Origin of the sequence: uncultured Ruegeria sp. (genome assembly GCF_947504215.1) — a bacterium.
Taxonomy (GTDB): Bacteria; Pseudomonadota; Alphaproteobacteria; order Rhodobacterales; family Rhodobacteraceae; genus Ruegeria.
Map to the genome: position 1 here is coordinate 72,089 of NZ_CANNGO010000002.1, position 21,957 is coordinate 94,045.

Below are 21,957 nucleotides of genomic sequence, written 5' to 3' on the forward strand. Positions count from 1 at the left end.
TCTTCAGCTGATAGATGGCGGTTGCGCCAGATCCAATAGAAAATCCAGATCCATATGCTGTTCCAGATGATCGGCCAGAGCATCCAATGTCTGTTCGACCCCATCCTCATAGGCGGTCTCTGAATCTACGCCTAACCGGGGCAGAAAGCTGGCGCGGAATGCATCGGATGAGAAGATGCCGTGCAGGTAACTGCCCATGATGCGCCCGTTCGGGCTTGCTGCGCCTTCTGGACGGCCTTCGATTTCCAGCCAGGCGCGGGTGCAATCCGGTCCTTCGGTATGGCCCATATGGATTTCATACCCGTCGACAGGTTCACGGTTCGGCAGCGCGTTGGCCTTGCGCAGTATGACCTGCTTTTTTCCACCCATAACCGTGTCGACATCCAATAATCCCAACCCGTCCACCTTACCCGGTCGGCCGTCGACGCCGTCGGGATCCGATATGGTCTTACCCAGCATCTGATAGCCGCCGCACAAGCCCAGAACATGCCCGCCTCGGCGCACATGGGCATAGAGGTCAACGTCCCATCCTTGCCCCCTGAAATAGGTCAAATCGCCGATTGTTGATTTGCTGCCGGGCAACAACACAAGGTCCGCATCGCCGGGCAGAGGGCGACCTGCAGGGACGATCTCGACACTTACACCGGGTTCCGCCGACAACGGGTCCAGGTCGTCGAAATTCGCCATCCTTTCCAGCTGTGGCACAACAACTTTACAAGCGCCGCCGGTGTGAGACCGGATATCCATCATATCTTCGGCAGGCAGTTTCCAGGCATCGTTAAACCAGGGGACAACGCCCAGACAAGGCCATCCGGTGCGCGCGGCTATGTCATCGCGCCCCTCGTCAAACAGGGACACATCCCCTTTAAAGCGATTGACGGCAAATCCCCGGATCATCTTCAGATCGGCCTTGTCCAGAACGGCTTGTGTGCCAACGATCTGGGCAATCACTCCACCCCTGTGAATATCACCTACAAGCACCACCGGCACCTGGGCTGCACAGGCAAACCCCATATTCGCAATGTCTCCTGCGCGCAGGTTGGTTTCAGCTGGGCTACCTGCACCCTCGATTAGCACAAGATCCGCGTCACGGCACAACCGGCCAAAGCTCTCCAATGCGGCGCCCAGCAGCTTGGACTTGTCCTTGCGATAGTCACCCGCCTTCATTGTGCCTGCACGCTGTCCGTGAACGATAATCTGGGCGCCAGTGTCCGTTTCGGGTTTCAATAGAATGGGGTTCATATCCGTATGTGTCGAAAGCTTGGCGGCACGGGCCTGCAGCGCCTGCGCACGGCCAATCTCACCGCCATTTTCGGTCACGGCGGCATTGTTCGACATGTTTTGTGGCTTGAACGGAGCAACCCTCAGCCCCCGTCGTGTGAAGGCCCGCGCCAATCCGGCCACCAGAACCGATTTTCCGACATTGCTGCCTGTGCCCTGAATCATGATGGCGCGAACCATGGTGAGTCTCCTATGTTTGACGCGCAGATGACCTGATTTGAGACCGAAGGGGAAGCCCGGATGAACACACCTGCACATCTATTGATCGGCGCTGCGGCTTTTGCCCGGCCTGCCAACGGGCGCATCCTGTGGGCAGCTTTGCTGGGGTCGCTACTGCCCGATTTGTCACTTTATGTGTTGGCTGGTGTTTCTTTGTTTGTACTGGGCATCCCCGAGCAGGTGGTGTTTGGCCAACTCTACTATTCATCCGCGTGGCAGACGGTTTTTGCGATCGACAATTCCTTTATCCTTTGGGGATTGGCCTTAACGATCGGAATATGGCGAGGCTGGCGTGTGTTAATCGTTGGGGCAGCGGCAGGATTGATCCATCTGGCAATGGATTTTCTGCTGCATGCTGGCGATGGTCGTGCGCAATTCTGGCCAATCAACTCCTGGGTGTTTCACAGCCCTGTCAGCTATTGGGACAGTACCCATCATGCGTTTTGGGTCGCTCCGGTCTCAGCGTTGGCCTGCCTGACATCCTATGTCGTTTTGTGGCAACAAGGCATGCCGGTATGGGCCAAACTGTTTTTTGCCGCGTTGGTGGGTGCAGAAATCTGGGTGGCCCGCCAATGGCTGATGTTCTTCTGAGCAGGCAATGCGCAAAAGAAAAACGCGCTCCGATTGAAAGGAGCGCGCTTTTCTTCAAAAAGTCGACTTGATCTAGGCGGCTTCGGCTTGTTGTGCAGCGTTGCGACGTTCGCTTTCTTCACGCGACAGGGCCACGGATGTCCGCACGCCACGACCGACGAACTCCATCAGGCCACCGACAACACGCTCGTTCGGGTCAATACCCGCGCAAGACAGCACTTCGCGCCCATCGCGCGAACGCGCCCAGCGGGCGATCTGTTCCGGGCCATTGCCATACTTCTTGTCGTCAGCGATGGCGTCATCAAGCGCAGCCAGTACAACGGCCGCGAAAAGTTTCTTTGCACGATTGCCTTGTTCGTTGTTAAAGGCAGTGCCGTCAACGAAATCTCTCATCTCGTTATCCTTGTTGTTCTTGCTCTTGCATTTTCGGCATGACGGCTCTTATGACCTATTAGGTGCGATTCGGATACACCTAAAATGCATAGTTGCGTTGCGTCAGTTGCATGGCTTGCTGCATGTGCAGCACTAGGTCTCGTTGTCTTGTCAGGTGTGGTCCCGCCAGATATAGGGGCGGCAAACGACGCATCAACCGTTTGTGAAGGATTTAAGTCATGCCCAAGATAAATGGGAACGAAATTCGCCCCGGCAACGTGCTTGAGCATAATGGCGGGCTGTGGGCGGCCGTCAAAGTAGACCATGTGAAACCGGGTAAGGGCGGGGCATTTGCCCAGGTCGAATTACGCAACCTGCGCAATGGCTCGAAGCTGAACGAACGTTTCCGGTCGGCGGATAAGGTTGAACGGGTCCGGCTAGAGCAGAAAGACCAGCAGTTCCTTTATGAATCCGACGGCATGCTAGTGTTCATGGATTCCGAGACCTACGAACAGATTGAATTGCCTGCAGATTTGCTGGGCGAGCGCCGCCCGTTCTTGCAGGATGGCATGACTATTGTTGTCGAGTTCTATGAGAGCGAAGCGTTGAACGCCACGCTGCCACAGAAAGTTACGTGCAAAATCGTCGAGACCGAGCCGGTGGTGAAGGGTCAGACAGCCGCAAACTCGTTCAAACCTGCGGTTTTGGACAACGGCGTCAAAGTCATGGTTCCACCTTTTGTAGGCCAAGATGAGATGATCATCGTGAACACCGAGACCATGGAATACTCGGAACGTGCGTAAGGTTTGCGCTTTTCGAAACTGGATTGAAAAAGACCGCGCCGGCAATCGCCGCGCGGTCTTTTTGTCAGGTCTTGGACGGACGTCGATAGCGGGCCGGGTCGGGGCCAAAGAGCTCTAGCATCAACTCGTACTTGATGCGGTTGGCGCTGACCTGACGATAAAACGTAATCAGAAAAGCCGTGGGCCCCTGAATACGGCTTAATCCACTGATTGCTGCGACGACTGTGCCAACATCGGTTTTTCCCTGCATCACCAGCCACCCGCCCAGCATGAGGACGCCCACCGTCCCGGCGCCGTTGATCACGCTCAGCAGGAATTTGGCGGACAGCTTCCAAATGAACATTCTGCGTCGTGTTTCGTAGATTTCATCGAATTGGGCATTGATGTCCCGTTCCGCCGCTTCGATGTCATCAGCCGTCAAACGATCTGTTGCGCTGCGCAATATCCGAACCCGTTCCGCAACAAACACATTCACCTCGCGCTGCGACATCAAGACGATCAGAATCTGAGGCACAATCATCGAAAATGCGATCAGGCCCAGACCGGGCTGCGTGGACGAGATATAGCCGATAACACTGACCAAGGTCCCGATCTGAACCACTGGGTCGGAAAAGGCGCCACCAGCGAATTTCCCCAGATCTTCGGCCTCGGCAGAGATAGCCGTTGTCATCGTGCCTTTGCGGACGGATTCTCCGGTCTCATCCACATCTGCGGCACGTAACAAAAGGCGCTGACGGATTAGCCGGATCATATCTTCACCCAATGTCCCTGCGCGATAGCCCAGGATCCATTTCAGGCTCAGGCTCAGCAAGATCACCGCCATCATGCCCACGCCGAGCAGGATCAAACGCTTTGTTTCGATATGGTCCGAGGTCAGGTGATTGATGATGTCACGTTGAAACTCAAGCGGAACGGCTGCTAGCCCAGCCACCGCGATCGACAGAAGAATAAGGATGATCTGCCGCCCGGCGCTGGCACGCCAAATGGCCGAATACAGCTGCAGCATTTCGGTATCCCTGTCACTTCACCTCTGCCAGTGTGACAGGGCGGTTCCAGAGTTCAAATGTTATGCAACCGAGTGGCACAACAAGCGTAACGGAATGGCAACAGGCGCGGGCTAGTCGCCCAGCCGCACCACCGCATCCCCGGCGCGCATATCATCGCCCGCACGATCAAATCGCAGATAAGCAATCGCTTGCCCACCAGATTGCGTGAATAACGTCCCGGCGGGCTTTCCGTTCGACTCAATTGGCGTGCCAACTGGGGCAGTGCCGTCGATCTGCACGCGCTTTAGACCTTTGCGCAATTCGGTTTTGTGTTTCATGCGTGCAGTGACTTCCTGCCCGACATAGCAACCTTTTTTAAAATCCACGCCGTTCAGAACCTCAAAGCCAGACTCCAGAATATAGCTGTCCGGGGTCAGTTCAATTTCAGTCTCGGGAATGCAGTGGCGCACTCGGATGGCGTCCCAATCTGTTTCATCATCGCTTTCAGGGCCTGCCGTGTAGGCGCGCCAGCCCAGATCCGGATGGCGCGGGTCGGGCAGGGCGCTATCGGGTGCCGGCCCGGTGCCGCGCTGCAAGTTCAGGTCGGTGATTTCAATTGCAACGTCCGCGCGCAGTTTGTACATGTTCAGGCGCTTGAACAGGCCGTCGGCCAAACCCTCGGCAACATCCAGCAGAATCGCATCACCGTCGCGTTTCAGAAAGAAATCTGCCAGATACTTCCCCTGCGGCGTCAGAAGCGCGGCGTACACCAGGCCGCTGTCCAAGCCGCCCAAATCATTGGTGACCATATCTTGCAAAAAGCTCTCGGTGTCCGAGCCTGTCAGGCGCAGAATGCGGCGGGTCGGCATGGCTTGGTCCTCGTCATTTGCTTGGGCACCGTGATATAGGAACTCTCGCTGCCAAGACCAGAGGTTATCGGACGTGCCCGCCCCAATAAGCATCGTGATTCCAACCCTGAACGCTCAAGAAGCGTTGCCTGCGTGTCTGCAGGCGTTGATGGAGGGGCTGCACGGCGGTCTGATCCGTGAACTTGTGATTTCCGATGGTGGCTCCGGCGATCTGACACTCGATATCGCCAAAGAGGCCGGAGCAACTGTGATCAGCGGAGCGGCGTCGCGCGGCGGACAGCTGCGTAACGGCTGCGCGCAGGCCAAGGGGGATTGGTTGCTGGTTTTGCATGCCGATACGGTTTTGCAACGGGGGTGGAGCGAAACGGTAGAACAGCACCTGAAAACAGATACACCCGCAGCTTTCCGGTTGGCATTTCGAGCTAAGGGGATCGCACCGAAATGGGTGGCCGGCTGGGCCAATCTGCGCAGTCGTGTATTTGGGTTGCCGTATGGCGATCAGGGGCTGCTAGTGCCGCGTGATACCTACCTGTCGGCCGGTGGCTATAAGGATCAACCGCTGATGGAGGACGTGGCGCTGGTGCGTGCGCTGCCGCAGATGACATTGCTCAAAGCGCAGGCGACTACGAGTGCGGAACGCTACCAGCGGTCGGGCTGGGTTCGGCGGGGCGCGCGGAATCTGTGGACTCTGGCTCGGTATTTTCTTGGGACAGATCCCGAGCGGTTGGCGCGGGCGTATCGGCGATAAGCGTCGTCCGCAGTTCCACTATGGATTTACCCAATCGGAACGGCGCGGCGAAACTGACAAGACACAGGGCGACAATCTGCAAAACCAGTATGTGTGCGTTGGATTGCAAATACTCCCACTCATCCTTCAACTTGCCGACCTGATCGATAAGATCGTCATAGCTCTGCGCCAGTATCAGATAGTCTCCGGCAATGGCCGGAACCTTGCGGCGCATGTTGTCGATGGCGGCCTGTGTCGGCTCGTCTAGTGAAGTGAAAACAAGGAACTGGTCGATATCAAAGGCGTCGGCCTTGGCGGCCATACCTCGAATCTCGTCCATGTCGTCCTTGGACTGACCGCCGAACAGAAATTGCAGCCCTTGCAGCGGCGCGACCTCGTTCGTGACGGCAATGAACAGCGGCAGATCGGCGTTGCTCGCGGTTGAGGCCGACAGGAACTCGACCTTGTCACATAAAACGGCGGTATCTGGGTCAAAAGCCGGATCGCAGAACCGCAACCGGAACCGCGCGGCGTCGCGATCAAAGGCCAGTGTCGCCGCATAGGCCACGTCGATCTGCCGATCCAGCCGAGAGCTGTCGGCCGTATAAAGCCCGGCCAGCACCGCCACCAGTGCACCGATGCCACCCAATACGACCCAAACCAGATCGGCGAGCTTCCACGCCCGGTGGCCCGCCGGTTTGCGGAACAGAAAGCCCGTGCCAATGGACCCGATTACAAAGAACATGATCAGCAAGGGCAACTGGTTGTCGGTCACAAAACTCATGCTGGCAACATTAAGTGCTCAGCCGTGTTGCGCAACAGTGTTCACGTGCAGTTGTAGCCACTTGTTAGCCACCGGTTAGATCGTTCAGGGCGCGATTGCATGCTCCCTTAGGACACGGTTCTGCGTTGAGTTTGGCACTGCGGTATGCAATTGACGACATTGGCTTATCATCGGCCGACACTTGCTTGAAGGTCCCAGTGTGTCCCTGTTTGTCATCACCATTGTTCTGACTGCGGCCTTGTTGCATGCCGTTTGGAACGCGATCGTTAAAACGGCCGCCGACCAGACAACCACTTTGGGCCTTGTGGCTTTCGGCCACGTTATCCCTGCGGCGGTGATGGTGCTGCTTTTGCCGCTGCCCAGTGCCGAGAGTTTTTCGTACATCCTGATCTCAACCGTGGTGCATTTCGGCTATTACTTCATGCTCGGCAAAGCCTACCAGCATGGCGATCTGAGTGTCGTCTACCCCATTGCCCGTGGCATCGTGCCCGCGCTGGTGTCGCTCTGGGCGATGCTTTTGGTGGGGGAGGTTCTGCCCCCCCAAGCCTGGGTGGGGATTGCCCTGATCGCGCTGGGCATTCAGCTCAGCAGTTGGAGCGCATTGCGATCCGGCGTCGGGCGCTGGGCGCTGGGCTTTGCACTGGGCACCGGGTTCTGCATTTCGATCTACTCGGTTGTCGATGGGATCGGCGTGCGGCTGTCGGGCAATACGCTCAGCTACTGGGCCTGGGGCGCGTTTTTGCACCTGTTCATCGCCGGGTTTGTGGGGGTGCGGAAGCGGGACACACTGGCGGCGCTGCCCGCCAAGGTCTGGATGATCGGCATTCTGGGCGGGCTGGTGTCGATGACGGCCTACGGGCTGGTGCTCTATGCCAAGAACTTTGCCCCGCTGGGGGCCGTGTCGGCGTTGCGCGAAACTTCGGTGATCTTCGCGGCGCTGATTGGGTTTGTTTTTTTGCATGAGGGCAATTGGATGCGGCGGCTGGGCGCGGCTGTGTTGATGGCGGTTGGAGTCGCGTTGATCGGGATGGCTGTTTGAGGTCAGCGCCCGGCTGAAGCCCGGCCTACGGGGTGCGGAGATGCTCCGTCTTATCCACCCAATACTTGATGCGGAGCATTAAGCACGCGCCCGACCCGCCCCGGTTTGCTGGAGGCAAACCTACGATTTAACGACGGGCGCGTTCAGTACCCGCCCTCGGGCTGGGCAATAGGATATGGGTAAAGTGGGGAAAACGCGGCAGTTATGGCAAAGCTTTTTCTGCCGAAGCCAAGAACAGAATGCAAGATGCGGTCATGTTCAGCATAAATCGAACCACTTCATCTGCTACGACCGTCGGCGTACTTCCCTGTCCATGGCCACTTTGCTTGTTCCGTCCAGTGGGAACGCTGCTCTCTAAGAGAGAACGCAGTGTATTGAATTGGTTTTGCCAAAAACTTGGAATAAGGCCTTCGTTAAACATAGTTTTGATCAAAGCTTTGGCGGCATCATTTTTGTCAAAAGTCCAGCCGCGCTTGACGCAGATGGCTTTCATCGTGCTTTCAAACGATTTAAGGCAATCATTCAAGGCTTCTTTGTTCTTACCCTGCCTTTGGTGGTCAAATGCGCTGAGAAATTCTTGCTGTGCTCCAGTGTAGTGTGGTCCCGACAAGAAGTGCAAAACTGGCTTTACTATTTCTTTGTGAGTAAGCTCCGTATCTTTGCGAATGATTTTCCCGTCTTCGAAGCTGTATCCAATGCCGTGCTCAGAAAACCGCTGATTCAATTCGTCGATCGCATCGGCGGCAATTGAGCTATGATCGCTGCTCCACTTACGGCAAATTTTGTCAATCGCGCGAAAACTCACCTCGATTATGTCAATTGCTTGATCGGTATCCGCAGAATTCAAAAAAAAATTCGCGCAATTCTTCTCTGAAATTCTCCCGATACAGCCCAACGAGTGCTAGCTTTCCATATTCCTTTCGGAATGTCTCCACGATCAGGCGATAAACACGTTTAGTTGTACTGGACCGATATCTGTCGACGTAGTCTGCTTGGGTTCCGATTGCGCTGTCCCAAATGTGCAAAACCTGAACACGTAGGTGTTTGGGTATCTCATCATAAGTGAATACGTCAGGAGTTTCGCCAAGCGCCCGTCTTTTCCGTTTAGAGTAAAGGTCAACAACTGCCATCAAATTTACTTCTCAAACATCCAACTCCTCCACAAACCGCGCGTTCTCCTGAATATACTGAAAACGCAGTTCGGGCTTTTTACCCATCAGGCGCTCGACCAGATCGCCGGTCTCGCCGGGTTCGTCCTCGTCTATGGTGACCCGGATCAATTTCCGGGAGGCCGGGTCCATCGTGGTCTCTTTCAGGTCCTTGGCGTCCATTTCGCCCAGACCCTTGAAGCGGGACACGTCGATCTTGCCCTTGCCACCCAAGCCTTTCTCTAACCACTCGTCGCGCTCGGCCTCGTCCAGACAATAGACGCGCTTGGCGCCTTGGGTCAGGCGGTAAAGGGGTGGGCAGGCCAGATACAAGTGGCCCGCGTCAATCATCGGGCGCATCTGGGTGAAGAAAAACGTCATCAGTAGTGCTGCGATATGCGCGCCGTCCACATCTGCGTCGGTCATGATGATGATCTTGTCATAGCGCAGGTCGTCGACATTGAACCTTGTGCCAAGGCCAACCCCCAGCGCTTGGGTCAGGTCACTGATCTCGGCATTGGTGCCAAGTTTGGAACTGGCCGCGCCCAGCACGTTCAGGATTTTGCCGCGCAGGGGCAGCAGGGCCTGTGTTTTGCGGTTGCGGCCCATCTTGGCGGACCCGCCCGCAGAATCGCCCTCGACGATGAATAATTCCGTGCCGTCCCGTGTTGAACTAGAGCAGTCCACCAACTTGCCGGGAAGACGAAGTTTTTTAGTGGCGGACTTGCGTTGTGTTTCTTTCTCGGCCCGCCTGCGCAGGCGCTCTTCCGAGCGCAGGATCAGGAAATCAAGAATGGCTCCCGCGGACTTTGTGTCCGCGGCGAGCCAGTTGTCGAAATGATCCCGGACAGAGTTTTCGACCAGCCGCTGCGCCTCGACCGTGGCCAGACGGTCTTTGGTTTGGCCCACGAATTCCGGTTCGCTGATAAAGCACGACACCAGTGCGCAGCCACCGGCGATCAGGTCTTCGCGGGTGATCTGCGCGGCTTTCTTGTTGTTGATCAACTCGCCATAGGCCTTGATCCCCTTGAGGATCGCAGCCCAGAAACCCGCTACGTGGGTGCCGCCTTCGGGGGTGGGGACGGTGTTACAATAGGATTGGATGAACCCATCGCGCGACGGCGTCCAGTTGATCGCCCATTCGACCTTGCCGGGGGCGTTGAATTTCTCGGTAAAGTCCACGGTGCCCGCAAATGGCTGATCGGCATAGGTGGACGATCCGTTCATCGTCTCTTTCAGATAATCCGACAGGCCACCGGGGAAGTGGAACGTGGCCTCGGTCGGGGTTTCGCCGTCGTCGATGGCGGTCTTCCAGCGAATCTCGACGCCCGAGAACAGGTAAGCCTTGGAGCGGATGGATTTGAACAGCCGCGCAGGTTTGAACTTGTGATGGCCAAAGATGTCGGGATCGGCGTGGAAGGTCACCGTGGTGCCGCGCCGGTTTGGCGCCGCGCCAACCTTTTCCACGGGCCCTAAAGGGACCCCGCGTGAGAATCGTTGTTCAAACAGTTGTTTGTCGCGCGCCACCTGCACAACCATCGAATCCGACAGGGCGTTCACAACCGAAGCACCCACACCGTGCAGACCGCCCGAGGTCTGATAAGCCTTGCCCGAGAATTTGCCGCCCGCGTGCAGGGTGCAAAGGATCACCTCAAGTGCGGATTTGTCAGGGAATTTGGGGTGTGGGTCGATAGGAATGCCTCGCCCGTTGTCGCGGACGGTCAGGGCGTAGTCTTCGTGAAGCTCGACCTCGATCCGGTTGGCGTGGCCCGCCACGGCCTCGTCCATCGAGTTATCGAGGATTTCTGCCACCATATGGTGCAGCGCACGCTCATCCGTGCCGCCGATATACATGCCGGGGCGTTTGCGAACCGGTTCCAGCCCTTCGAGCACCTCGATGGACGAGGCGTCATAGGTGGAGGTCGCGCTGGGCGTCAACAGATCGTCAGGCATGTGTGCTGCTCTTGTTTTTCAGTTTCCTCCATTATGGCAGGTGATGTGGTCCGGGGGAAGAGGGACGCGAGGTGTTGTGGACGGTTTGGCTTTGATTGTCGAAAACAAACCAAAACTGGCAACGTGGGCAAAATGCCTGCTGCCCGGTTGGCAACCACTGCCGAATTTACGTTACCGTCCAGAAGGGCTCTCGGCCTTGCGGCTCATCTGTTCAACAGCGCTTCGATTTCTGCCTCGCTTGCCGCACCTTTCAGGATCGTGAAGTCGCCCCGTTCCAGCATCGCTTGAGTACCCTCTATGACCACCTGTTGAGTAACCCTGGCAAGTCCGCCGCCAATTGAAATGCGGGATGCACCAAGTGCCCCCATTTGTTTTGTGGTCAGATCACGCATATCGCCTGCGGCCAGAATGTTGACCGGTGTTCCAGTGGCGGCCAGAGCGCGAGTGGGGTCCGCATCGACCAGCGGGGCATAGATCACATCAGCGCCGGCTTGGGCGAACGCTTGGCAGCGTCTCAATGCCTCAGCCTGATCATAGTTCCGCAATTGCCAACCGTCCGCCCGGGCCGTCAGCACAATTCCCGCCGCGCCAGCAGCGATCACCGCCGCTTCTATACGGGCCAGAGCAAGCTCAAATGGATAGGAGTCTGTCCCAGGAAAGGCAGTATCTTCAATCGAAACGCCTGATAGACCTGCCTTTGCCGCCAGTTGCACTGTTTCGGCAACTGTCTCGGGGCTGTCGCCAAATCCGTTTTCAAAATCGCCGTTCACCGGTACATCGACTGCAGCGCATATCTCGGTTGCATGCTGCAGGGCCAAGTCACGTGTCATCTGACCGCCATCGGTCAGCCCTTGCGTGAACCCATAGCCTGATGAGGTCGTCGCCAACGCCTTTGCACCCATGTTCGCCATTACCTTCGCTGACCCGATGTCCCAAGGGTTCGGCATCACCACCGGCTTGCTTAGAACGTGAAGTTCGCGGAAACGGTCGGTCAATTCATCGCGGCGCAAGACATGATCCTCTTTCGATTGATAACAAAAAAGCTCGCTATAGACGACATTCATCGCAACAAATGGCGAGGTCAACACGGGGTACATCCCATTTGTTCGAGACACCTTCCGAGATCAGGAAGATTGATCTACGAATTCACCTCGTAACCGACGAAAACACCTCCTAGTCTCCGGACACCAATCAAAATCAAGGAGAACAGGCGAGATGAGCTGGATCAAGACTGTGCCGTTTGATGAGGCAACCGGCAGGCTGAGGAAACTCTATGACCGGGTCACCGGCCCTGACAACAATGTAGACAATATCATGATGGTGCATTCCTTGCGACCGCATTCGATGGAAGGCCACATGGCGATCTACAAGAATGTGCTGCACCATTCGGGCAATCAGATCCCCAAGTGGTTTCTTGAGGTTTTGGGCGTCTGGGTCAGCTCACTGAATCGCTGCGGTTATTGTGTCGAGCATCACTTCAATGGGTTGCAGCGCCTTCTGGGCGATGCAGCGCGAGGTGAAGCCATTCGCGCAGCGATAGAAGCAGGCAGACCAGAAGACGCGCTGTTGGACGCACGGCAGGTTGCGGCGATGGAGTATGCTCGGCAACTGACCCAAGCTCCGGCCGATCTGGTGGAAGGGGATGTCGTTAAACTGCGGGACGCCGGATGGGATGACGGCGAAATCCTCGAGATCAATCAGGTTTGCGCGTATTTTTCTTATGCGAACCGGACTGTTCTGGGCCTGGGGTGCTCAACCGACGGGGACGTTTTGGGTCTGTCGCCGAACAATTCGGACAACCCCGAAGACTGGGGTCATCGATGAGATGGATCTGCGTGTTGAAGTGTCGATTCAATGCGAACATGCCTCAATCTGTTGGGATCCAATCAAGAATTGCCTGCGCCATCGCGTCGGGTTTTTGATGATGCAGCCAGTGGTCGGTTCCTTGGATTGAGATACGGGTCAAGTTTGGCGCGAATTCTTCAAGCCCTTCTGTGGACACGGGAAGCAGCGCCTTATCTTCGGGTCCCCACAGCAAAAGATGCGGGCAGGGAACTCTAAGCCGTTGGACAGGCAAGTCGGGCGCATCTGTGCAGGGCTGGTCCGGGGCCGCCACGACCAGAGGTGAGGCGCGATACCAGTTCAACATAGCCTCCAACCGTCCGGGGCGTGCCCATTCGGCCCGATAGGCGTCCATTTTGGCATCCGACAACCAGTCCAGCCCCATCCCGTGGCGAAAGAACTGCTCAAGCTGGGCATAGTTGTTGGCAGACAGCCGATTGGCCGCATCCGGCGCACGGAGTTTGTTTATATATTGCGAGGCCTTTGACTGTGCCCCACCCGAGGCCATTGCCCGTTGAAACGTGACCGGGTGAACACCGTTTGCAATGATCAAACGATCCACCAAATCCGGTCGAAACATCGCCAGGCCATAGGCAACCGAGGCACCCCAGTCGTGGCCCAGAACCGTGACACGGGAATAATCTTGCTCGATCATCGCAGCCATATCCGAGACCAGTTGGGACAGCGCATAGTTTTCAACACCCGACGGTGCCCAGCTTTGCCCATAGCCGCGTTGATCTGGCGCGATACAGTAAAATCGGTCGGTCAGGTGGGGGGCGAGATCACCCCACGCACCGCCGAACTCGGGGAACCCATGCAGCATCAGCAAAGGTGGGTTTTGGGGTTGGCCCCAGCTTCTGACAAAGAAAGGTCGGCTGTTCAGGTCGATAAGCTTGGTTTCCAATGTACCCGCCTTTTGTGTTCAGTTTGCATGCGAAACACACGAGACGCTAGCCGCTGCGTGATTGCCAGAATTGTAAACCGTGTTTCCTGTCTTGTAGCGTGTAACCTGGTACAGAAATCATCACGTCTCGCGGGTAGCTTAACCCGCGGAATTTTGATCTCAAATTGAAATTTCAACGATCCGCTCTTGTCCCGAACTCGGGCCGCGCATATGGCTGGAATGATGATCAAGGTGATGACATATCCTGGCCATTTCCGAGCCATTGCCGTTCTGGGTCTGCCGCTGGTTGGTGGGCATCTGGCGCAGTTTGCGATCGGCCTGACGGATACGATCATGCTGGGTTGGTACGGGGTCGAGGCGTTGGCTGCAGTGACGCTGGCCGGCAGCTACTACTTTGTGTTGTTCTTGTTTGGTGCTGGGTTTGGCTGGGCGGTCATGCCGATGGTCGCGACCGCCGCTGCGGAAGCGGATGAAACCAGCATTCGGCGCTCGACGCGCATGGGGCTTTGGCTTTCATTGCTTTATGCGACCCTGGTTATGCCGTTGCTCTGGTGGTCTTATCCGGTTTTGATTGCCCTTAAGCAGGACCCGCAAGTTGCTGAAACCGCGTCAAAATATCTGCGCATTGCCGGATGGGGGTTGTTCCCTGCGTTGCTAGTGATGGTGGTGAAATCCTACCTCGCCGCGTTGGAGAGAACGCAGATCGTTTTGTGGATCACTGTTGTGGCTGCCCTGGTCAATGGGGTGACCAATTATGCGTTGATCTTCGGCAATTGGGGTGCGCCCGAGCTTGGCGTGATGGGGGCCGCCATCGCGTCGATCGTGACGCAGGTTGTCTCTTTGATCGCGGTTATTATCTACGCCGTACGTGTTCTGCCCGAGCACAGCCTGTTCCAACGGTTCTGGCGACCGGATTGGGAGATGTTCTTTAGCGTACTGCGACTGGGGGTGCCCATCGGGCTGACCACACTTGCCGAGGTTACCCTGTTTGCAACCTCTGCCATTATGATGGGCTGGCTGGGTCAGGTGCCGCTGGCCGCGCATGGGATCGCGCTGAACCTGGCGTCGGCCACGTTCATGGTGCATCTCGGTTTGTCGAACGCAGCCACCATCCGGGCAGGCAATGCGCTGGGCCGAAGAGACCGCGCACATCTGGAGAAAGGTGCAATTGCCGTGACAGGTATGTCGCTGGTGATGTCCGTTCTGACGATCATACTATTCTTGACCTGCGCCGAGCCGTTGATTTCATTGTTCATGGAAGCCGATGACCCGCAACGCACCCAGATCCTCATGATCGGCACCGGTTTGCTGGCTATGGCTGCTCTGTTCCAGTTGGTGGACGGAGCGCAGGTGATTGCATTGGGGCTGTTGCGTGGCTTGCAGGACGCCAAGATACCCATGGTGATGGCCGCGCTCAGCTACTGGGTCGTGGGTATTCCCGCGTCCTACTATTTTGGTTTCATCCGCGGAATGGACGGGATCGGCGTCTGGTTGGGCCTTGTTCTTGGCCTCGCCTGCGCAGCTGTCTTGTTGATGGCCCGGTTCTGGATGCGGTCCGTGCGAGAAGTCGGCGTTCCGGCCGAATAGATCACTCTTTGCTCAGCCGGTCTGCCTTTTTGCGTACCAGGACCGACCGCAGATCGTGCATCGCCATTAAAAGCCGATCAGTCACATCTTCAAGCTGGTCGTCCGAGGCCTTGGATTGGGCCCATTGCGTGGTCAGATTCAGGTAGTCAACCGCACGGTGAATATCGTCGATATCCCGTTGCGCCAACAGCGTTTTGCGATGTTCCATCCAACGCGCGATCTCGACCTTATCTGCGTCAGACAGGGTGCGTTGACCGTGCGGTTTCACCTCGCCATTGCGGATATTGATGACAGCGATCTGATCCATTTCGATCCGGCGCTGCCGGTTTTCTGTGTCGATCTTGAAAACAACCGCTCCGTTCTCGCGGACTCGAAAATAGTATTCGGGTAACTGGGTACTCATTCCATCTCACTTAAGTCTTGTGACACGCAACACGCCTCCATCGGGGTTACTTCTCGGAACCATAACGGGAACCTGGTCGTTTGTGGTATGAATTTCCAAAATCGCGGAAATTCACTGGACAAATCGTTATAATAAGCCCGGCCCAAACTGGCGGGGCAGGTTGTTCATGACTTCGCCCGTTGTTGCCCGGGTTACGATTTCAAACTCTCGCAGAAATGCTGAATGCGCGTGCAGGCCTCGGTCAGAGCTTCATCCGAAGTTGCATAGCTGACACGAAAGTTGGGTGACAGGCCGAAGGCAGCACCAAACACTACGGCCACGTCCACCTCTTCAAGCAATGCGGTCGCAAAAGCCTCGTCGTTTTTTATGACAGTCCCGGCGGGCGTGGTCTTACCGATGAGACCGGCGATCGACGGGTAGACATAGAACGCGCCTTCAGGCGTCGGGCATGTGATCCCTTCAATGGCATTCAACATATCCACCACCAGATTGCGGCGGCGTTTGAACGTTTCGTTGTTCGGGGCCAGGAACGACTGGGTTCCGTTCAACGCTTCGACAGCAGCCCACTGGCTTATTGAACAGGGGTTCGAGGTCGATTGCGATTGGATCTTGCGCATCGCAGCGATGAGTTCGGCGGGACCCGCTGCATATCCGATACGCCAGCCCGTCATGGCATAGGCTTTGGACACACCGTTACAGGTCAGCGTGCGATCATACAGCCCGGGTTCGACCTCGGCCGGGGTGCAGAATTCGAACCCGTCATAGGCCAGATGTTCATACATGTCGTCGGACATGATCCAAACCTGCGGGTGGCGCATCAAAACATCCGTCAGGGCTTTCAACTCGTCCCGGCTATAACCAGCGCCAGTCGGGTTCGAGGGTGAGTTGAAGATGAACCACTTGGTCTTTGGTGTGATCGCGGCCTCAAGCTGGTCAGGCGTCAGCTTGAAACTGTTTTCCAGCTTCGTTTCGACCACAACTGGGGTGCCTCCGGCCAGTAATACCATGTCCGGATAGCTCACCCAATAGGGCGCTGGGATAATGACTTCATCACCATCGTTCATTGTCGCCATCAGAGCATTGTAAAGCGTCTGTTTACCGCCCGTTCCGACCGAGATTTGCGCAGGCGTGTAGTCGAGCCCGTGATCGCGTTTCATCTTGGCGCAGGCCGCCTGCTTCAGTTCAGGAATGCCGTCAGGCGCCGTGTATTTGGTCTTACCTGCTGCAATTGCCGCTACGGCTGCGTCCTTGATGTTCTGAGGGGTGTCGAAATCCGGTTCACCCGCGCTCAGACCAATCACATTACGTCCGGCAGCCTTCAACTCGGCCGCTTTGGCTGTCATCGCGATGGTGGGCGAAGGTTTTACGCGTGACAATGTCGCAGACAGGAAACTCATATTCGGCCTCGGTTTGTATGTTCAACCTGTCTGTCATAGGGTGCGCCCGAATGACGATCAAGCAGTATACAAAAATAGAATTGGAGCCCCAAATGAATGACGAGACCGACTGGTACGGACCGGACGCAGCAACATTTGGGGATCGCCTGGCAGGTGCGCGTGAAGCTGCTGGTATGAGCCAGTCTCAGATTGCGCGACGGCTGGGTGTCAAGAAGGCAACAATCGCCGCTTGGGAGAACGATTTGTCCGAACCCCGTGCGAACCGTTTGTCGATGATGGCAGGCATGGTGAACGTGTCTATCGTGTGGCTGTTGACCGGCGAAGGCGAAGGCATGGACGCCCCGCTGGACGCTGACGATACCAACCTGGATCTTGCCGGTGCTGTAGCCGAATTGCGGGCAATCCGAGGCGAAATGCGCGCGAGTTCAGAGCGTGCGGCACGCCTTGAGAAAAAGCTGCGCCTGATGCTGGAGCCTGCGAAGTGACTGAGGCACGCGACGTCAGGATCAAGCGCATGAAAATGCGGTCGATGCGACGGGGTATCAAGGAAATGGACTTGATCCTGTCTGCCTATGCAGATCGCAATCTGGCTGCGATGGATGCCTCCAGCTTGGATAATTATGATGCGTTGCTGCACGAAAACGATCAGGATCTGTATCAATGGGTCACTGGTCAGATCCAGCCGCCGACCACCTATGCAGACCTGATCGCGGACATCGCGCAGACCTTTCAAAAATAACAGAAAACCCGGCTTAACCGATTTTTCGGGATTTCGGTTCATCGTGGCGGAAACACCACGACTGAATCGGAGGGTCGGATGAGTATGGAATTGCAGGTCTCCGCGTTGGGAGCCAAAGGGTTTATGACCAGCTATCTTGAGGCGTTGGCACTGGTAGAGCGGCTCCATCGGTTGCTTCTGGACGTCATCAAGGATGAATTCGAGCGTGTCGGCGAGCTTGAGATCAATGCGGTTCAGGCCTTGCTGTTGTTTAACATCGGCGATCACGAGGTCACCGCCGGTGAACTGAAAAGCCGTGGTTACTATCAGGGCAGCAATGTCAGCTACAATCTCAAGAAACTGGTCGAGATGGGGTATATGCACCATCAAAGATGCGAGATTGACAGGCGCTCGGTCCGAGTTCGCCTGACCCCTCGCGGGCGGGAAATTAGGGACGTCGTGTCAGACCTGTTTGCTCGTCATGCCGAAGGGCTGCAAAGCCGGGGCGTACTGGGTCTGGAAGGGATCGAGGATATCACGGGTTCCTTGCGCCGGGTCGAACGGTATTGGACGGATCAGATACGCTATATCTATTGATCAGCGGCGCGCATCTGACAACACCAGCCCTTCCAGTTCCCGGATGAGCTTACGGGTCACGGCGTCCTCATAGGCCTCAAAGCCCAACGCGACTTCGACAAACGCATTCGGCCCCAGAATGACCCAGCTGTTGTAGTAAGCGGACAGCTCGCCGATCTGAACATAGCGCTTGTCACCGTGACTGGGATCATCTGCACCGATCACCAGACCATTGATGGTAATGCCAGACGCAAGCAAAGCAGATTTCACGTCACGAGGATGCGGCCCCAGATTGTGTTTGCCGTCCCCCGACAAATCCAGCGTGCGTTTCCAACAGTCTTTTTGTTGCGCCAACAATCCAGCGCCGAACTGCATGGCTGATCCAACGGCTGTCCCTTGTGGCGCAGAACTTCGGGCAACCGCATCGAGCTTGGTTCTGATTTGCTCAAGATCTGAGAGCGAGCGAATGTCTGTCCAATTCAGCAGAACTCTGTGATGGCCGGGTTCGCTCCATTCAAAAATGGCGAGCCGTATCGACGCTGAGTTGTTCGAAAGGATCAACTGAGCAACTTCGGGCCGACGCAGCGCTGCGGCCAAGCCACCTAGTTGTAACCTGTATTCTCTGCTGTCTACGGATCCGGACACATCCAAACCCAATGCCAAAGCCTGACGGCACTGCGCCGACGCCGCCCCGGCCAGAAGGCTTAGCAACACGACCAGAACACGGAGTGTCATGGGTCTGCGTCTTGCAAAGCGCCTATTTGCAACCCGCGCAGTTCTCGCTCCAGCTTCCGGCGCATGGCGCGCTCGAAGTCTTCGAACCCTTGCGCCACTTCCAGAAACGCGCCGGGGCCATGCAGCACGTTGTTTTCAAAGAACGGGATCAAAAACAGCTCACCTTCGAAGTCTGCCGCGTTGATCACAAGACCGTTGACGACAGTATTGTCAAAAGGAAAGTGCCGATAAGCGATCTGAGGTCCATACCCATCATTGTTTGAGCCGTCACCTGAAAGGTCGATTGTCTGAAACAGACATTTCGGCGCTTTCTGCATCAGTGTCGCGCCAAATGCCAAGGCATACCCCATAGCAGTGGCCGAGCCTATATCGGATCGCGCGGACTGACTTATCTGGGACGAGGCGGTCAGCAGATCGCCTAGATCATCAATCAACAACCAGTCCAGAATGACCTGCTGGCTCGATCGCCCGCCCCATTCGTAAACCGCCAGGGCAACGGGCATGGGCGAGGCAAAAAACGCCTCCTGTACTTCGGGTGCAATCAGCGCCGCGGCAAGCCCTTGTCTTTGCAGGGTATCTTCGAACTCGTCGACCGAAACGGATATATCCAAGGCGAGCGCCAGCGCCAGTCGACAGGGTTCTGCCTGAACCGGGTTGGCCACCACGGCCAACCCCAGTGCTATCAGTTGACGGATCACCAGTGACCGGTGTTTTCCATGCTGCTCCAGGGCTCAGCTTGGGCCAACGCCTCACCATTTTGCAACAACTCGATCGAGATGTTATCGGGCGATCGCACGAAAGCCATCCGTCCATCACGCGGAGGACGATTGATCACAATGCCGTTGTCCCGAAGGTGCTGACACATCTCATAGATGTTGTCGACACCATACGCGAGGTGACCAAAATGGCGGCTGTCGCTTGGCAATTCGTCGTCCCCATCCCAGTTGAAGGTCAGTTCGATCGGTGCCTCTTCCTGACCCGGAGGTGCGAGGAAGATCAGCGAAAAGCGCCCTGCTTCGCTGTCATACCTGCGTATCTCCTTCAATCCGAGCAACCCATAAAACGCCATGGATTTCTCCAGGTCTTTCACGCGGACCATGGTGTGAAGATATGTCAGCCCCATTGTGGCTTTCCTTTTTCGATTGAACTTGGGGTCAGCTTAGCGCGCTAAGGGGACGAGTCGAGGGGGCAGGGAAACACAAATTAAAAAATGCGCACCAACCGGCACATCTCGCGGTTTCGGCGACGGGGATGACGAGATATAGTGGTTGGCGACTCATTACCAGAAAGGAAGTTTCATGCCGCTGTCTGCCGACCAATTGGCCGAGATCGAAGCGCAACGCGCGCAGTCGCATCCAACACGCCGCGTCGTTTCAGCGGGAATGGAAGACCACCTGTATACCGCCCACCAGGTTCTGGATCACGGGTTTGTTCGCGTGATCGACTATATGGGTGACGATTCTGCCATTTGTCAGGCTGCACGGGTGTCTTACGGCACGGGCACAAAGTCCGTTCAAAATGACGAAGGGCTGATCCGGTATCTGATGCGGCATTGGCATTCGACTCCGTTCGAAATGTGCGAGGTCAAGCTGCATGTTAAACTGCCGGTTTTCGTGGCTCGCCAGTGGATTCGTCACCGGACGGCAAACGTCAATGAATATTCGGCACGCTATTCGATCTTGGATCGTGAATTTTACATCCCGGCGCCTGAACACGTTGCTGCGCAATCCGAGGTCAACAATCAGGGTCGCGGAGCTGCTCTGGAAGGTGAAGAAGCTGCCCGTGTGTTAGAAATGCTAAAGGCGGACAGTGCGCGCTGTTACGACAACTATGAGGCAATGATCAATCAGGACGGGCAGCAGGGTCTGGCACGAGAACTGGCGCGTATGAACCTTCCGGCAAACATCTATACGCAGTGGTACTGGAAGGTGGATTTACACAACCTGTTCCATTTCCTTCGTTTGCGGGCAGATCCGCATGCGCAATACGAGATTCGGATTTACGCCGACATGATGTGCAAGATCGTGGCTGATTGGGTTCCGTTCGCATACAAAGCCTTTGAGGACTACCGGCTTGGTGCCGCCAATCTGTCCGCCCAGATGGTCGATAGCCTTCGTCGTATGCTGGCAGGAGAGGTCGTTACCCAGGAAAACTCGGGGATGACCGCGCGGGAATGGCGTGAGTTTGAAGCCATCATTCGCTAAACTCGGCTCTAGCAGATAGCGTTTGTCTATACATAACGTCATGGAACTGCCACTTTGGTTTCGTGACGAATGTCTCACTTATTCTTGCTGTATGCCTGTCCTTTGGGTTGGCTGCACCGGCCCTGGCCAAATCTCCGATCGCCGAGGTCATTTGCAAACCGAGCGGACGGCTTCATGATAAACTGAAGCGCCAATTGAGGTCAGAGCGCGTGGCAACAGGGGCTTGCGGACCAGAACAGGTTAGGGAAATCTGGAGCGGTGAACGGGCGACTGGACCTTGCTCGTGACCTACGCACCGGGCCGTCTTGCATCGTTGCTTTGGGCCAAAACTAGCTAACGCATGCTGCAGAGACGCCAGCACGGGGATAAGGCAGATGCCGACAAGGGGCGGTTAACGGCCGGAAATTGGCCGCCAACCTTAATTGATACTCCCGGCGCGGGGCAGGGGGGGCGTTACAGGGGTTTTAAATCAGAAGCCATTTGGCGGCCGTCACGTCCGTCCTCCAACTCGTATGAGACTTTCTGATTGTCTGCTAGTCCGGTCAGGCCGGACCGTTCTACGGCTGAGATGTGAACAAACACATCTTTGCCCCCTTCATCAGGGGCAATAAACCCATAGCCTTTCGTGGTATTGAACCATTTCACGGTGCCGGTTGGCATGTCCCGTGTCTCCTTCTACTTACGCATTGTCCCACAAATTGGTGGGGGCCGTGGTCGGAGAAACGGCAAATCTTTACTGCTTCCAGAACAAGATACAGTCCGAATTGCATGTTTCACCTTTTTCAACATTGCATGGTGAAGTAAAAAATCAAGAATTAC

24 protein-coding genes and 1 pseudogene are annotated in these 21,957 nt (G+C 56.2%); 10 read left to right on the top strand and 15 right to left on the bottom strand.

Going from position 1 to position 21,957, the window contains the following annotated elements; translation table 11 throughout:
* Window positions 1-3 precede the first annotated feature (3 nt).
* A complete protein-coding gene (locus Q1B21_RS05620; protein WP_299886957.1) occupies window positions 4-1,461 on the bottom strand; it encodes a cobyric acid synthase in 1,458 nt (485 codons plus the stop codon).
* Window positions 1,462-1,521: 60 nt separating this feature from the next.
* Here Q1B21_RS05620 and Q1B21_RS05625 point away from each other — a divergent pair, with 60 nt between their 5' ends.
* Window positions 1,522-2,091, top strand: coding sequence for a cobalamin biosynthesis protein CobQ (locus Q1B21_RS05625; protein ID WP_299886960.1), 570 nt, complete (start codon window positions 1,522-1,524; stop codon window positions 2,089-2,091).
* Window positions 2,092-2,163: 72 nt separating this feature from the next.
* Here Q1B21_RS05625 and Q1B21_RS05630 read toward each other — a convergent pair whose 3' ends face one another.
* The gene (locus tag Q1B21_RS05630) at window positions 2,164-2,484 is read right to left on the bottom strand and encodes a DUF6280 family protein (protein ID WP_120633238.1); all 321 of its coding nucleotides are present in this window, start codon (window positions 2,482-2,484) and stop codon (window positions 2,164-2,166) included.
* A 218-nt stretch (window positions 2,485-2,702) separates the two neighbouring features.
* Here Q1B21_RS05630 and efp point away from each other — a divergent pair, with 218 nt between their 5' ends.
* On the top strand, window positions 2,703-3,266 hold the full coding sequence (gene efp / locus Q1B21_RS05635; RefSeq protein ID WP_298936722.1) for an elongation factor P: 564 nt from the start codon (window positions 2,703-2,705) through the stop codon (window positions 3,264-3,266).
* A 64-nt stretch (window positions 3,267-3,330) separates the two neighbouring features.
* On the opposite strand, the gene Q1B21_RS05640 is transcribed toward efp, so the two are convergent.
* Both Q1B21_RS05640 and Q1B21_RS05645 read right to left on the bottom strand, forming a co-directional pair.
* Window positions 3,331-4,272 (bottom strand): ABC transporter transmembrane domain-containing protein, encoded by a 942-nt coding sequence (locus Q1B21_RS05640; protein WP_299886965.1) that lies wholly within the window; start codon window positions 4,270-4,272, stop codon window positions 3,331-3,333.
* A 111-nt stretch (window positions 4,273-4,383) separates the two neighbouring features.
* On the bottom strand, window positions 4,384-5,121 hold the full coding sequence (locus tag Q1B21_RS05645) for a folate-binding protein (RefSeq protein ID WP_299886969.1): 738 nt from the start codon (window positions 5,119-5,121) through the stop codon (window positions 4,384-4,386).
* Between the two features lie 73 nt (window positions 5,122-5,194).
* On the opposite strand from Q1B21_RS05645, the gene Q1B21_RS05650 reads away from it, so the two are divergent.
* Complete coding sequence (locus tag Q1B21_RS05650) at window positions 5,195-5,869, top strand: TIGR04283 family arsenosugar biosynthesis glycosyltransferase (protein WP_299886972.1); 675 nt, start codon at window positions 5,195-5,197, stop codon at window positions 5,867-5,869.
* Between the two features lie 7 nt (window positions 5,870-5,876).
* Here the strand turns inward: Q1B21_RS05650 and Q1B21_RS05655 are convergent.
* Window positions 5,877-6,632: pseudogene (locus tag Q1B21_RS05655) on the bottom strand (hypothetical protein); the annotation flags it as partial.
* Between the two features lie 199 nt (window positions 6,633-6,831).
* Between Q1B21_RS05655 and Q1B21_RS05660 the strand changes: the two are divergent.
* Complete coding sequence (locus tag Q1B21_RS05660; protein WP_299886975.1) at window positions 6,832-7,671, top strand: DMT family transporter; 840 nt, start codon at window positions 6,832-6,834, stop codon at window positions 7,669-7,671.
* A 202-nt stretch (window positions 7,672-7,873) separates the two neighbouring features.
* Here the strand turns inward: Q1B21_RS05660 and Q1B21_RS05665 are convergent, their stop codons facing one another.
* From Q1B21_RS05665 to Q1B21_RS05675, 3 genes are all read right to left on the bottom strand, one after another.
* Window positions 7,874-8,566: an STM4504/CBY_0614 family protein gene (locus tag Q1B21_RS05665; protein ID WP_299886978.1), complete on the bottom strand. Its 693-nt coding sequence runs from the start codon at window positions 8,564-8,566 to the stop codon at window positions 7,874-7,876.
* Between the two features lie 247 nt (window positions 8,567-8,813).
* The gene (gene parE, locus Q1B21_RS05670; RefSeq protein ID WP_299886981.1) at window positions 8,814-10,772 is read right to left on the bottom strand and encodes a DNA topoisomerase IV subunit B; all 1,959 of its coding nucleotides are present in this window, start codon (window positions 10,770-10,772) and stop codon (window positions 8,814-8,816) included.
* Window positions 10,773-10,975: 203 nt separating this feature from the next.
* Window positions 10,976-11,860 carry an isocitrate lyase/phosphoenolpyruvate mutase family protein gene (locus Q1B21_RS05675; protein ID WP_299886984.1) on the bottom strand — a complete coding sequence of 295 codons (885 nt, stop codon included), beginning with the start codon at window positions 11,858-11,860 and terminating at the stop codon, window positions 10,976-10,978.
* A gap of 127 nt (window positions 11,861-11,987) precedes the next feature.
* Here Q1B21_RS05675 and Q1B21_RS05680 point away from each other — a divergent pair, with 127 nt between their 5' ends.
* Window positions 11,988-12,596, top strand: coding sequence for a carboxymuconolactone decarboxylase family protein (locus tag Q1B21_RS05680; RefSeq protein WP_299886987.1), 609 nt, complete (start codon window positions 11,988-11,990; stop codon window positions 12,594-12,596).
* Window positions 12,597-12,639: 43 nt separating this feature from the next.
* Here the strand turns inward: Q1B21_RS05680 and Q1B21_RS05685 are convergent, their stop codons facing one another.
* Complete coding sequence (locus Q1B21_RS05685) at window positions 12,640-13,518, bottom strand: alpha/beta hydrolase (protein ID WP_299886989.1); 879 nt, start codon at window positions 13,516-13,518, stop codon at window positions 12,640-12,642.
* Window positions 13,519-13,752: 234 nt separating this feature from the next.
* Between Q1B21_RS05685 and Q1B21_RS05690 the strand changes: the two genes are divergently transcribed.
* Window positions 13,753-15,105, top strand: a complete 1,353-nt coding sequence (locus Q1B21_RS05690; protein ID WP_299886991.1) for an MATE family efflux transporter — start codon at window positions 13,753-13,755, stop codon at window positions 15,103-15,105.
* A gap of 1 nt (window position 15,106) precedes the next feature.
* Here the strand turns inward: Q1B21_RS05690 and Q1B21_RS05695 are convergent, their stop codons facing one another.
* Window positions 15,107-15,508 (bottom strand): hypothetical protein, encoded by a 402-nt coding sequence (locus Q1B21_RS05695; protein WP_299886993.1) that lies wholly within the window; start codon window positions 15,506-15,508, stop codon window positions 15,107-15,109.
* Between the two features lie 191 nt (window positions 15,509-15,699).
* Entirely contained in the window at window positions 15,700-16,905 is a 1,206-nt protein-coding gene (locus tag Q1B21_RS05700; protein ID WP_299886996.1) for a pyridoxal phosphate-dependent aminotransferase, read from the bottom strand.
* A gap of 92 nt (window positions 16,906-16,997) precedes the next feature.
* Here Q1B21_RS05700 and Q1B21_RS05705 point away from each other — a divergent pair, with 92 nt between their 5' ends.
* The 3 genes from Q1B21_RS05705 (at window position 16,998) to Q1B21_RS05715 (ending at window position 18,220) form a co-directional block, all read left to right on the top strand.
* Complete coding sequence (locus Q1B21_RS05705; RefSeq protein WP_299076396.1) at window positions 16,998-17,390, top strand: helix-turn-helix transcriptional regulator; 393 nt, start codon at window positions 16,998-17,000, stop codon at window positions 17,388-17,390.
* The gene (locus tag Q1B21_RS05710; protein ID WP_298936709.1) at window positions 17,387-17,644 is read left to right on the top strand and encodes a succinate dehydrogenase assembly factor 2; all 258 of its coding nucleotides are present in this window, start codon (window positions 17,387-17,389) and stop codon (window positions 17,642-17,644) included. Before Q1B21_RS05705 ends, Q1B21_RS05710 begins: the two co-directional genes overlap by 4 nt.
* A gap of 78 nt (window positions 17,645-17,722) precedes the next feature.
* The gene (locus tag Q1B21_RS05715; protein ID WP_298936708.1) at window positions 17,723-18,220 is read left to right on the top strand and encodes a winged helix DNA-binding protein; all 498 of its coding nucleotides are present in this window, start codon (window positions 17,723-17,725) and stop codon (window positions 18,218-18,220) included.
* Here the strand turns inward: Q1B21_RS05715 and Q1B21_RS05720 are convergent, their stop codons facing one another.
* From Q1B21_RS05720 to Q1B21_RS05730, 3 genes are read right to left on the bottom strand one after another with little or no spacing between them, the layout of a single operon-like run.
* Window positions 18,221-18,934 (bottom strand): DUF1194 domain-containing protein, encoded by a 714-nt coding sequence (locus Q1B21_RS05720; RefSeq protein WP_299887000.1) that lies wholly within the window; start codon window positions 18,932-18,934, stop codon window positions 18,221-18,223.
* On the bottom strand, window positions 18,931-19,632 hold the full coding sequence (locus tag Q1B21_RS05725) for a DUF1194 domain-containing protein (protein ID WP_298936705.1): 702 nt from the start codon (window positions 19,630-19,632) through the stop codon (window positions 18,931-18,933). Before Q1B21_RS05725 ends, Q1B21_RS05720 begins: the two co-directional genes overlap by 4 nt.
* On the bottom strand, window positions 19,629-20,057 hold the full coding sequence (locus tag Q1B21_RS05730; protein ID WP_299887004.1) for a VOC family protein: 429 nt from the start codon (window positions 20,055-20,057) through the stop codon (window positions 19,629-19,631). Before Q1B21_RS05730 ends, Q1B21_RS05725 begins: the two co-directional genes overlap by 4 nt.
* 175 nt (window positions 20,058-20,232) lie before the next feature.
* On the opposite strand from Q1B21_RS05730, the gene thyX reads away from it, so the two are divergent.
* Complete coding sequence (gene thyX, locus Q1B21_RS05735) at window positions 20,233-21,138, top strand: FAD-dependent thymidylate synthase (RefSeq protein ID WP_299887007.1); 906 nt, start codon at window positions 20,233-20,235, stop codon at window positions 21,136-21,138.
* 453 nt (window positions 21,139-21,591) lie between these two features.
* Here the strand turns inward: thyX and Q1B21_RS05740 are convergent, their stop codons facing one another.
* A complete protein-coding gene (locus Q1B21_RS05740) occupies window positions 21,592-21,798 on the bottom strand; it encodes a cold-shock protein (RefSeq protein WP_010439113.1) in 207 nt (68 codons plus the stop codon).
* Window positions 21,799-21,957 lie beyond the last annotated feature (159 nt).